Raw genomic sequence first — 12636 nt, 5'->3', positions numbered from 1 at the left:
ATTGGGCTTACTCCTCCTAAATTCGATGCATAATATTGAAGATATCTTCATGCTGAAGCTTGATTTCGACGCCAATTTCGGTGCCAATCAGCTGCAGTTCCTCTACAATCACCTCGAAGCTTTTGGTAGCCCCGGTAAGTTCGACGATCATCATCATGTTGAAATAGTCCTGAACAATGGTTTGTGAAATGTCCAGAATGTTCAAGTTGTGTTCAGCGAGATAAGTACATACTTTGGCAATAATCCCAACCTTGTCTTTCCCCAATACCGTTATGATCCCCTTCAATCGAAACAGCCTCCCTTTATATGTAAGTGTTCTTCCGCCAACTGGGGGCGAAAATGACCATTTCAATCATTATTGCAAATGATGTTGCAAGCTTCAACCAAAGGTTTTTTGTCAGGTTGATCAACTTTTTAATCCTTACATGTTCTTTACAAAGGATATTAATTGACAACGCATTGAAAATATGATGAACTGGACTTTTGACAGGCTCAAAATTTGGGAATAGCATGATGTGAAATGTCCGTATTTAAAGGAGTTGCTATGACAACACGTAAATATAAAGACCTGGTTGAGCAGAGAACCAGACAGACCCTGGAGGAATGGTCAAAACTGCCTTCAGTGGAAGAAAAGGATATCCATCGGTTCCTGCATAATCTCAAAGGAACTGCCGGAACGGTAGGACTCAAGGAGATTGAGGAGCTGGCAGAGCAGACGCAGCCTTTGTTCGGGGATGATAGCCGAAAAGAGTGGTTGCCCGTCGAATGGGGACGTTATTTATACCCGCTGCTGGCCTTGCTTAATGACAACGCCTCTTCCGCCCTTAAGCCCTCGGGTCTGCCGGATGGGAATAAGACAGAGGATGCCCGGCCGCAGTATGAGATCCTCATTATTGATGATGATGTGCAGCTTGTAGCCTACCTGAAAGAGTCGCTAGAGAAGAATCCCTACTATGTCAGCATCGCTTTGTCAGCGGAACGGGGCCTGAAGATCTTTTACGAGAGCAAACCGGACATGATCCTTCTTGATATTATGCTGCCAGACCAAAGCGGGATTGAAGTGCTGAATCAGATTATTGGCAAGGCCAAAAAAGAACGGATTCCGATTATTATGATCAGCGCGGAGCACTCCAAGGAGGTACAGATGCATGCCTATTCCCTTGGTGTCATGGATTTTATCAAAAAGCCGGTGGATATAGATATTTTCCTGACCCTGATCCAAAATCGCTTTGAACTGAAAAGAGAGTGGCAGGAGTCGATCATTGTCGATGAACTGACAGGTGCTTTTAACCGCAAGCATTTCAACCAGACAATGAAACAGCTATTGTCGGATTACAGACGCACGAACAGAGTATTCTCGCTCGTACTTATAGATCTAGATCATTTCAAGGCGATTAATGATACATACGGGCATTTGGCCGGGGATGAAGTTCTGCATTCATTCACAGAATTTGTTCAGGCTTCCATCCGGTTGGAGGATGTTTTCTGCCGCTACGGCGGGGAGGAATTTGCTCTTTTTCTGCCCAACACGGAGGCCTCTTCCGCGAAGCTGGTGGTTGAGCGGATTCAGAGGCGTTTTTCGGCAAAAGAGTTCCGTACCAAGAAGCAAGCCTTTAATGTGACCTTCTCCAGTGGGATTACTGAAGTTAAAGCTGGGGAAGAGCAGCATGCCGTAAAGCTGGTGGAAGAAGCCGACAAAGCGCTGTATGCCAGCAAGCATGGGGGCCGAAATCAGACGACAATATACACTGAGCAGCTGCTCGCTACTAAATTTGACTCTGTGCTTAATGTGATCATTATAGATGATGATGCGTTGGTGCGCCGAATTGTGACCAGCGAGTTTGCTGACTGGAAGCCCTCCAACATGGCCAAGGTCAATATCAGCAGTTATGCCAGCGGTCCCGAGTTTTTGCAATCTGACTGGTATAGCAGTGAAGAGAAGTACGTTGTGCTGCTGGATGGCATTATGCCGGAGCTGGACGGAATTGAGGTGCTGGAACGTATTCGCGGGAACTATCCGCAGGAGAATATTGTTGTGATTATGCTGACCGGTCGAAATAATCAGGCGGATATTGTTCATGCACTGCAGATGGGTGCCGATGATTATGTAATAAAGCCGTTTGACATGAATGAACTGATGCTGCGTATTGAGCGTCTGGCTTTCCGGTTCCTGTTCTAGGCAGGTAGCAAGCGATGACAACCAAGAAGCTAAACAAATGGAGGTTAGGATGCAAAAAGTATTAGTGGTAGATGACGAAGAAGTATTGCGCATGCTGATTACGGATACGTTGGAGGATCTGGAGGATGTGGAGATTTATACGGCGGAGAACGGTGAGGATGCGCTGGAGAAGCTGGAAGCAGATACCTATGATCTGGTCATTCTGGATTATATGATGCCGAAGATGACGGGGATCGAAGTGCTTGGACAGGTAGATGATGAGAAGAAAAAGAATACCCCGTTTCTTATGCTGACCGCGAAGGCACAGGAAATGGACCGCAACCGGGCGATTGAGGCGGGTGTGCGCTACTTCATGCCCAAGCCGTTCAGTCCGCTGGAGCTGTTGCAGGTCGTGGAGGGGATACTGAAGTGACCAAAGTCAACCGCTTCGGCAGCACGAGCCTGAAGAACCGATATTTTCGCATCATTGCGAGTGTCTTCGCACTGATTATTCTGTGTGGCATGGCTTTTTTCCTGTATATCAACAAAGAGCAGGAGAAGCTGAACAACGACAGGGATACACTACATAAGAAGACCCAAACGATCAATCAACTCTCGGATAATCTTAATGAGATTTTTCTTCGGGCCAGAGGATTTATTGCGCTGAAAAATGAAAATGAATTGATGCTGCTGAATCAAGCTCTTCATGATTTTGACGGTGTGTTGAAAGACTATTCCCAGCTTACATTGTCAGCAGAAGAATCGAAGTACCGGGATGACCTGAAGGCTTTTTTCACCGAGTACAAATACACACTCCTGCCACGAGCACTTAAACTGGCGGAAGAAGGAAATTATGAAGCGCTTCGGTCAACCTCGGGAGGGGGAACCACGGCTAAAGTCAATGAGTTTCTTGATTATACGAAGGGGTATCAAAAACGTGCAGACACTGCATTGAATGAGATGGCCAAGAATTCCATACACAAGGCCAATGAGTTTACAGTAGTCGCTTTCTTGTTCAGTACGGCGATTCTCTTTCTCTTCACCCTGCTGGTGTGGCGTATTCTCAGGAATCTGATTGTTCCCATCCTGAAGCTGGAAGAGGCTACCCACTCCCTGGCGGCCGGAGAACAAATCCTGCTCGGCACCTTGCATCAAAAGGATGAGATTGGGCGTCTGTACAATGCATTCCTGGATATGGCTCATAGCATTCAGGATAAAGAAGAAGAACTGATGATGCAGAATGAAGAACTGCATGCCCAGCAAGACGAGCTTCATGATCAGCAGCATAGACTGCAACGCTCGCTAAATGAGATTGAAAGTATGATGAAGGCATTGGATCAATCGGCTGCCGTGGGCATTCTCTCCGCTAAAGGTGTCTTTACTTATGCCAATGACAATCTGAGCAGTTATACGGGCTACCGGAACTCCGAGATTATCGGCTATACGTACAAGCTGTTCGAGATGCCGGATATGTTGGAGCATGACATGCAGCAGATGTACCGTAAGCTGAAGAGTGGCGGTGTCTGGACTCATGAAATCGGGCTGCAAACGAAGTCCGGTGCCACAACCTGGCTGAATCTGACCATTGTTCCTTACCTCAATAGTGAGGGCACAATCTACCAGTATATCTTGATTGCCAGCGATATCACTTCACTGAAGAGTGTTCAGCAGGAGCTGGCGCTGACGCTTAAGGCGACGGAACAGACGAAGACTATGCTGGAGCTCAACAATCAGCTCAATCACGATATTTCCTATACGCTTAACAAAAATGAATTTACTGAAAAGTTCTTGCATTTCATGAACCGGCTATATTCCTTTGATTCAAGCTTCTTCTTGCTTACCAAGGATACAATCTATGCGGCCAAAGGTATTCCCCAGGACCGGATCGAGCGTTATGTGGAAAGCAGTTGCAGCGAAATGCTGCATCGATTGCAGACAGAAAGCTCCTATGTCATCAAACGGCCGGCAACTGAGGCGGAACAGGGAATCGCGCCGGATCAGATGTACTGCTATGATTTCTATACGAAAGTGGTTAATGCCGAGGATGAGATTTTAGCCGTCTTCTGCGGCAGCCGGATTGGGCTATCTTTCAGTGACGAAGAGCTAAATGAGGTCCAGGGTCTGATGAACCGGGTGTCACTGGCCATTGAGCGGCTGTTCATGTACGAGGAAATCGAGCATGCCCGGAAGCTGAACCAGGATATCGTCAACAATGTGAATGAGGGTATTCAGTTTGTGGATACTGAAGGCACGATGCTCCATGCTAATAAAGCACTGTGTCAAATGACCGATTACAGCAGATGGACTGAAGGCGGTCATGAATCCAAAGATGAGTGGATGGCCCATTTCATGCAGGCTGCCAACGAATCAAACGACATTTGCGGCTTCTTCCAGAAGGCACTGGGTGAAGAGGCGGCAGAATCGGCCAGCATGCGTTATTCGATCGGAACCGAGTCTGTGAAGCATATCGATGTATATGCTATACCGGTGTTCCGGCGCGATGCACGGATTGGTACCTTGTTCGTTCACCGTGATATTACAAGGGAATATGAGCTGGACCTGATGAAATCCGAGCTGGTAAGTACGGTCAGTCATGAGCTGAGAACACCGCTGTCAAGCGTACTGGGGTTCACGGAGCTGCTGCTGGCCAGAACGATGAAGCCGGAGAAGCAACTGAAATATCTGGAGACGATTCACAAGGAAGCGAAGCGATTAACGGAGCTGATCAATGATTTCCTGGATCTTCAGCGGATGGAGTCTGGCAAGCAGCAGTATACAACGGAATCTGCGAACCTGAGTGAAATCGTGCTCGGTGTACTGGACCAATACAAGCTGGGTTCACATAATGTGCTGCTGGTAGACGAAGCATTTAATTCCGAAGTGGAAGTGGACAGAGACAAAATCATTCAGGTGCTGACCAATCTGCTGAGTAACGCCATCAAGTTCTCGCCAGATAGCAATGAGGTGAATGTTCATCTGCATAATGAGGAAGACCGTATCGTGGTCAGAATTCAGGATCATGGTCTGGGGATTCCGAAGGATCAGATCGGACACTTATTCCAGAAATTCAGAAGAGTGGACAATAGCGCTTCGAAGCGCATTGGCGGAACAGGGCTTGGCCTCGCCATCTGCAAGGAGATCATCGACAAGCAGAAGGGCGAAATCGGCATTGAATCTGTCGAAGGCAAAGGAACTACGGTCTGGTTCAGCCTTCCGAACCTCTACTCCGAGCATAAGCAGTACGAAGAAGACGGGGGCAGATGGAATCCGGATAAAGAAGTCAAGCCCAATGTCATGATCGTGGAGGATGATTACAGCCTTTCACTGCTGTTGTCGGAGGAACTGAAGGGTAAGGGCTTCCGGGTCACCCATCACTATCATCCGCAAAAAGCGTTTGATCAGGCGCTGAAGACGCCGTTCGTAGCCATCGTAATCGACCTGATGCTTGGTGACGAACTGGACGGCTGGGATCTCATCCGCATGCTCAAGGAAGATCAGAGAACCGAGACGATTCCGCTGGTGATTTCCTCGGCCCTGGACAAATCGGATAAAAACGCACTTAATAACGTTATTCAAACATATCTTACCAAGCCATATCCGCCTGGCGAACTGTCCCAGACTCTCGAAGAGATTGTGAAGATTAGACAGGCCAGCGGCGAAGTATTATTCCCGGACAATAGTCCGGAGAAGGAAGAAGACAAGTCCTGATGGGGCTTGTCTTTTTTTTGAAGAAACGGGTGTAGCATTCGCTGGGTGATTGACATAGATAGTCGAATGGTTGCAAAAATCTACGCTCTAATGTGAGTAAAGGCATTGCGATTTAACTAGAAAGTAATGGACAGGCTTGTTTTTTAGGCGGGATGCGATTAGTTTATAGATAGCACATCAGAGTAAAACCTGGCTATCAATAGAGGTTAAAGGGGAGGCTAACAGCCGGTGATTTTTTATTTGATATCTGTACTCGTCATTCTTGTTGATCAAGTGTCAAAATGGCTGGTGCGCACTCATATGGAAGTAGGGGAGACGATCCCGTTCTGGGCCCATCTCTTGAAATTTACGTTTTATGAAAATAGCGGTGCAGCCTTCAGCTCCTTTCAGGGCTTTGGTCGATATTTTGTCATCGTCGCAGTGGGATTTGTCGTGGCTATCTTCTATTATCGTCGCAAAGGTGAGATTAAAGGCCTTCTGCTAAATGCAGCTGCCGGTTTCCTGGTAGGAGGGGCGATTGGCAATGCTATAGACCGTGTGCTGTTCAACAAAGTAACGGATTTTCTGGTCTTCGGCGGTAGCAACGGCATTCTTAATATTGCGGATGTGGCTATCAATGCCGGGGTTGTACTAGTTCTTTGTTATATGATTGTAGGTCAGTTGAAGCGGATTATTTGAACCGAAACACATTTTAATATCATCAATCAGAGAAGTCGCCTGAGCCGATCACAGAATAGATCAGCGGGGGGCTTCTCTTTTTTAATAAAGTTGACATTACACTAACCTGTAACTATAATGATTACAAGTTAGTTTTTTAAACATTATTCGGGAGGAATAGAGCATGAGTAAAACAAATGAAGCGGTATTAGTTACAGGTGCAAGCGGACAACTCGGGCAATTGGCCATTGAATGGCTGCTTAAGCATCATCAGGGCCCTATCATTGTTACAAGTCGTGATCCGCAGAAGTTATCTGCTCTCACGGAACGTGGAGTCATTGTCCGACAAGCGGACTTTGATCAGCCGGAGACGCTGCCGGAAGCTTTTGCCGGGGCCAAACGCCTGCTGCTGATTAGCACTGATGCACTTAGTGTTCCGGGACAGCGTGTGCAGCAGCATCTCAATGCTGTAGATGCAGCGGTCCAAGCGGGTGTGGAGCATTTGGTATATACCTCGTTACCTAGCCCAGAACCGGGTACAGCTTGCCTGCTGGCAGGAGATCATTACGCTACGGAAGAGAAGATCAAGAGTAGTGGTTTGTCGTACACCATTCTCCGTAATAACCTTTATACCCATAGTCTAATTCCTGCGCTGCAGCAAGCGGCAGCATCCGGGCAATACGCCGCTGCTACCGGTGACGGCGCGACCGCCTATGTTACACGTGAAGACTGTGCCCATGCTGCTGCAGCGGCACTCATAGCTGCTGTCTCGGAGAGCCAGACGCTGGATGTATCAGGGCCGGAAGCATTGACTGGCAAGGATATCGCTGCAATCGCCAGCGAGTTCACCGGCAGAGCTATTGAATTCGTTCCACTGACAACGGAGCAACTGGTAGGCATCTATGAAACTGCCGGACTGCCGAATGGCGCGGCACAGGTCTTTGCTTCGTTCCAGACCGCTTCTTCTAAAGGAGAGTATGGTCAAGTCACAACGACTGTAAAAGATTTTACAGGACAAGCACCGGTTGGCTTGAAGGCAGTACTGGCAACGAACAAGAGTGCTTTTGCCAGGGCTGAATAATTAACTCGTCCTAACAGATAGATAACTTTAATATAGTTTTCACGAACAAGGGTAGGCCTCGGCCTATCCTTTTTATATTTTCAGAGTGTTAACGGATAGATCATTTTATCAATTTATCTAATACAACTTATTACTTATTGTAATGAAGTGAGGGAAAACGGGGTGTTTTACTGTGATTTCGATCGTTTTTTAGCGGTTTATAGCCAATATTGCATGATTATACAAAAAATAGCGGAATTACGATTCATTGCCCGTTTCCATTTATTATGTTAGCCTGAATCCATGAGGTGAGGATATGAGGCTGCATCAGCCCTATATACGGAGCAAGATTTCTTGTTTAGGAGAGGTGGATATTGTTGCAATTACAAGTCACTAACAGTCCGTTTACCCCGGAGCAGGCAGAGCTTCTTAACCGTCTGTTACCAACCTTGACGCCATCGCAGCAAATATGGCTCAGCGGCTACCTGTCCGCTCTTCAGGCAGCGGTGCCGACAACTGCGGTTTTATCATCCGCACCTGTTCTGGCCGAAGAGAGTGCTACCCCGGTCAGTCAACCGGCCATTTCCCGAGAGGTGACGGTATTGTTCGGCTCCCAGACCGGCAATTGCCAGCGGCTAGCCGGTAGCCTGTCCCGCAAGCTGGAGGAGCAAGGGTTTCAGGTCACACAGTCCTCCATGAACAGCTTCAAGCCGAATGGACTGAAGAAAGTGGAGAATTTGCTGATTCTGGTCAGTACGCATGGTGAAGGAGACCCGCCGGACAATGCGCGTGCGTTTCATGAATTCCTCTATAGTAAGAGAGCACCGGGACTGGAGCATCTGCGCTTCTCTGTCCTGGCTTTGGGCGATACTTCCTACGAATTCTTCTGCCAGACTGGTAAAGACTTCGACCAGCGTCTGGAGGAGCTTGGCGGGCAGCGCTTGTACCCGCGTGTAGATTGCGATTTGGATTATGATGAACCGGTGGCGGAATGGATTGAAGGTGTACTGCAATCCTTTCAAGAACGCCTTAATCCCTCAGCCATCGCTACGGAAGCTGTAAAGGCTGCTGACAAAGCGCCGGGGCAAGAGACATCTGAATATTCACGAAGCAATCCTTTTCAAGCTGAAATTCTTGAGAATATTAATCTGAACGGACGCGGCTCAGATCGTGAAACACGGCATTTGGAGCTGTCTCTTGCCGGATCTAATCTGCAGTTCGAGCCAGGAGATTCCCTTGGTGTCTACCCTGAGAATCATCCGCAGCTGATTGACGAGATTATCGCAGCGTTCGGCTGGAATCCGGAAGAGAAGGTTCCTTTTAATAAGAAGGGCGACGAAGGTTCTTTACTAGATGCGCTCAAATATCATTATGAGATTACGGTGCTGACCAAGCCGCTACTGGAGCAGGCGGTGCAGTTCTCTAACGGTAGTCAGCTTCAGGAACTGCTGTCGCCGGATCGCCAGCAGGAGCTGAAAGAATATATCCATGGCCGTGACCTGCTGGATCTGGTGCAAGACTTCGGGCCTTGGCAGGCACCAGCCCGCAGTTTTGTAACGATTCTGCGCAAGCTGCCAGCCCGTCTGTACTCCATCGCAAGCAGCTATAATGCGAATCCGGACGAGGTTCATTTCACCGTTCGGGCAGTACGTTATCAGATCCACGGCCGGGACCGGTACGGCGTATGCTCTGTACACTGCGCAGAACGGGTGCAACCAGGCGATACTTTGCCGATTTATATCCAAAACAACCCCAACTTCAAGCTGCCAGCTAGTGGCGACGCTCCGATCATCATGATTGGACCGGGTACGGGTGTAGCGCCATTCCGTTCGTTCTTGGAGGAGCGGGAGGAGCTTGGTGCCGAAGGGAAATCGTGGCTGTTTTATGGAGACCGTCACTTTGTGACAGACTTCCTGTATCAGACCGACTGGCAGCGGATGCTGAAGGACGGTGTGCTGACGAAGCTGGACGTGGCATTTTCCCGTGATACAGAGGAAAAGGTATATGTTCAGCACAGATTACTAGAGAAGAGCCGTGAGCTATATCAATGGCTGCAAGAGGGTGCACATGTCTATGTGTGCGGTGACGAGAAGCATATGGCGCATGACGTCCATACTGCACTGATCACGGTCATTCAGCAGGAGGGCGGACTTAGCCCCGAGGATGCTGGCGCTTATCTGGAGCAAATGCAGCAGGAACAACGCTACCAACGCGATGTATATTGAGATATAGGGTCCGCGAGGGCACCGGGATGATCTGCGAGAGGAGATGACAGCATTGGCGAATAAACTATCGGTAACGCCTATTGGCGGTCCGCCAAGCGATGTTGAGCATATAAAGAGTGAGAGTAATTATTTACGGGGCGCCTTGGTGGAGACCCTGCAGAATCCGATAACCGGAGGTTTGCCGGAGGATGATAACCGTTTGCTGAAATTCCACGGCAGCTATATGCAGGATGATCGGGATCTGCGGAATGAGCGGGAGCGCCAGAAGCTGGAGCCGGCCTACCAATTTATGCTGCGGGTCGTAGCTCCTGGCGGGGTGGCGACATCGGCCCAATGGCTGGAGATGGACAGACTGGCCCAGCTATACGGTAATGGCACTCTGCGTATTACGACGAGACAGGCTTTTCAAATGCATGGGGTGCTGAAATGGAATCTGAAAAAGACGATTAAAAGCATCAATGATTCGCTGATGACAACACTTGCGGCATGCGGCGACGTGAACCGTAATGTCATGAGCAACCCCAATCCATATCAGTCGGATGTACACGGTGAGGTTTATGAATGGGCAAGACGGATCAGCGATCATCTGTCGCCGCGCACACCGGCTTATCATGAGATCTGGCTGGATGGGGAAAAGGTAGTGGACAGTCTTGCAGACCAACCAGAGGTAGAACCGATTTACGGTCCGGTATACTTGCCGCGTAAATTCAAGATTGGCCTGGCGGTGCCGCCTTCCAATGATGTGGATGTGTTCTCCCAGGACCTGGGTTTCATCGCTATTATTGAAGATAACAAGCTGGTCGGTTTCAATGTCACTGTGGGCGGTGGGATGGGAATGACCCATGGCGATACCAATACTTATCCGCAGCTTGGCCGGGTCATCGGTTTCTGCAAGCCGGAGCAGTTGATTGATGTCGCCGAGAAGACGGTAACGATCCAGCGTGATTATGGCAACCGTTCTGTACGGAAGAACGCCCGCTTCAAGTATACCATCGACCGTCACGGTATCGAGTGGTTCACTGAAGAGCTGTATGACCGGCTGGGCTGGCAGCTGGAGGCGGCACGCGATTTTTATTTTGAGCACAACGGCGACCGTTATGGTTGGATCAAAGGCAGCAATGGCCGCTGGAATCTGACGCTCTACGTTCAGAGCGGACGGATTCACGATCAGGAAGGTTATGAGCTGATGACTGGCCTCCGGGAGATTGCCAAGATCCATACCGGTGATTTCCGCCTGACCCCGAACCAGAATCTGATTATTGCCAACATCACTACAGCGAAGAAACGTAAGATTATGGAGTTGGCTCAGCAATACGGGCTGACCGATGGTGCTCATCATTCGGCACTGCGGAGAAGCTCGCTGTCTTGTGTGGCTCTGCCGACTTGTGGTCTGGCAATGGCCGAAGCCGAGCGTTATTTGCCGCTGCTGTTGGATAAGCTGGAGCTGGTGATTGACGAGGCGGGTCTCCGCGACAAAGAAATCGTTATCCGGATGACCGGCTGCCCGAATGGCTGTGCGCGTCCGGCACTGGGTGAGATTTCGTTCATCGGCAAGTCACCGGGCAAATATAATATGTACCTGGGTGCAGGCTTCACCGGCGACCGGCTAAACAAGATCTATCGGGAAAATATCGGTGAGGATGAAATTCTTTCGCTGCTCACGCCGATGCTTCATCATTATGCCAAAGAGCGTCAATCGGGCGAGCATTTTGGCGACTTTGTTATCCGTGCCGGGTATGTTAAGGCGGTAACGTCAGGGCTTAATTTTCACAACGTATAAACAAGAAAGATAGAATAGACAATGGGATCAACAAAGCTCTGGCATTACGCCGGAGCTTTGTTTTTTTTTTTGTAATTTACAAAGTTGACAACAAAACAGAGCTGATCCTCAGATCTTGTTAGATCTTTGGACCAGCTTTATTGTTAAAGGAATATTAGGATATCCGAGTAATTATTAAAGTATTAGCTGATTGTGACACCTGCTCTAGCATATCCACCAATGGTGTTCAGCAGGCTTAGACCTGAAGCTGTTGCGGAGAAGACCAAGAGCAGGCTCTCTTGGATTGTAACGGCTATCGATAAACCAGATGACAATCCGTTACTAATCTGACCAATAGGGATAATTCCTGTGAGTGCGGGGGCTAAAGTAACACTCGCTCCAGGGATCGGCGTAAAGGTATTGTTAGGAGTAACTGATCTATATAATTGAGCTGTAATCGTAATCGATGAGCCGACTAATGAAAGACCGGAAGTTGTGCTGAAGAAAGCAGCTATACTCGTAATTGTGCCAGGCCGAGGGCATTGGAACGCAAAGTTGAGCAGGGTACCTGCAGAACCGGTCAAATCGATGGTTCCACCTGAAGCGCTGACACCTGTTACAGAGTTACCAAAGCCTACAAGGCTTGTTGTTCCGATTAATCCACCAACAATAGTGGTCATAGTGATTGGCACACCTGATGCGTACGGAATGATCGCCCCGGGACCAGTGGTACCAGTAGTACCCGTGGCGCCAGTCGATCCCGTGGCGCCAGTGGAGCCCGTGGCGCCAGTCGATCCCGTGGCGCCAGTCGATCCCGTGGCGCCAGTCGATCCCGTGGCGCCGGTAGAGCCCGTGGCGCCGGTAGAGCCCGTGGCACCAGTCGAGCCCGTGGCGCCAGTGGAGCCCGTGGCGCCGGTAGAGCCCGTGGCACCAGTCGAGCCCGTGGCGCCAGTGGAGCCCGTGGTGCCAGTCGATCCCGTGGCGCCAGTGGAGCCCGTGGCGCCAGTAGAGCCTGTGGCGCCAGTAGAGCCTGTGGCGCCAGTAGAGCCTGTGGCGCCAGTAGAGCCTG

Annotated in this window: 9 protein-coding genes; 7 read left to right on the top strand and 2 right to left on the bottom strand. The window is 49.3% G+C overall.

The annotated features are described in order from the left end of the window. Positions 1 to 16: 16 nt before the first annotated feature. Positions 17 to 286, bottom strand: coding sequence for an ACT domain-containing protein (locus HPT30_RS22515; protein ID WP_175373564.1), 270 nt, complete (start codon positions 284 to 286; stop codon positions 17 to 19). A gap of 258 nt (positions 287 to 544) precedes the next feature. Here HPT30_RS22515 and HPT30_RS22510 point away from each other — a divergent pair, with 258 nt between their 5' ends. From HPT30_RS22510 to cysI, 7 genes are all read left to right on the top strand, one after another. After that, positions 545 to 2179 carry a diguanylate cyclase gene (locus HPT30_RS22510; RefSeq protein WP_175373563.1) on the top strand — a complete coding sequence of 545 codons (1635 nt, stop codon included), beginning with the start codon at positions 545 to 547 and terminating at the stop codon, positions 2177 to 2179. A gap of 49 nt (positions 2180 to 2228) precedes the next feature. After that, on the top strand, positions 2229 to 2591 hold the full coding sequence (locus tag HPT30_RS22505) for a response regulator (RefSeq protein WP_175373562.1): 363 nt from the start codon (positions 2229 to 2231) through the stop codon (positions 2589 to 2591). After that, positions 2588 to 5866 carry an ATP-binding protein gene (locus HPT30_RS22500; RefSeq protein WP_175373561.1) on the top strand — a complete coding sequence of 1093 codons (3279 nt, stop codon included), beginning with the start codon at positions 2588 to 2590 and terminating at the stop codon, positions 5864 to 5866. Before HPT30_RS22505 ends, HPT30_RS22500 begins: the two co-directional genes overlap by 4 nt. 228 nt (positions 5867 to 6094) lie before the next feature. Continuing rightward, entirely contained in the window at positions 6095 to 6544 is a 450-nt protein-coding gene (gene lspA, locus HPT30_RS22495; protein WP_175373560.1) for a signal peptidase II, read from the top strand. 163 nt (positions 6545 to 6707) lie between these two features. Further along, positions 6708 to 7604: an NmrA family NAD(P)-binding protein gene (locus HPT30_RS22490; RefSeq protein ID WP_175373559.1), complete on the top strand. Its 897-nt coding sequence runs from the start codon at positions 6708 to 6710 to the stop codon at positions 7602 to 7604. Between the two features lie 356 nt (positions 7605 to 7960). Beyond that, the gene (locus tag HPT30_RS22485) at positions 7961 to 9808 is read left to right on the top strand and encodes an assimilatory sulfite reductase (NADPH) flavoprotein subunit (protein WP_175373796.1); all 1848 of its coding nucleotides are present in this window, start codon (positions 7961 to 7963) and stop codon (positions 9806 to 9808) included. 52 nt (positions 9809 to 9860) lie between these two features. Next, entirely contained in the window at positions 9861 to 11588 is a 1728-nt protein-coding gene (gene cysI, locus HPT30_RS22480; protein ID WP_246317351.1) for an assimilatory sulfite reductase (NADPH) hemoprotein subunit, read from the top strand. A gap of 182 nt (positions 11589 to 11770) precedes the next feature. On the opposite strand, the gene HPT30_RS22475 is transcribed toward cysI, so the two are convergent. Continuing rightward, on the bottom strand, positions 11771 to 12636 hold an 866-nt coding region (locus HPT30_RS22475), incomplete at its 5' end, for an exosporium glycoprotein BclB-related protein (protein WP_281364529.1).

Origin of the sequence: Paenibacillus agri, from assembly GCF_013359945.1 — a bacterium.
Classification (GTDB): domain Bacteria; phylum Bacillota; class Bacilli; order Paenibacillales; family Paenibacillaceae; genus Paenibacillus_AQ; species Paenibacillus_AQ agri.
Note: the sequence above shows the minus strand (reverse complement) of the source record. Positions and strands in the feature narration are given on the sequence as shown.

Bases quoted from the DNA above. Each gene is read 5' to 3' on its own strand.
- HPT30_RS22490 (WP_175373559.1), top strand. From the start codon at position 6,708: ATGAGTAAAACAAATGAAGCGGTATTAGTTACAGGTGCAAGCGGACAA.
- HPT30_RS22510 (WP_175373563.1), top strand. From the start codon at position 545: ATGACAACACGTAAATATAAAGACCTGGTTGAGCAGAGAACCAGACAG.
- HPT30_RS22505 (WP_175373562.1), top strand. From the start codon at position 2,229: ATGCAAAAAGTATTAGTGGTAGATGACGAAGAAGTATTGCGCATGCTG.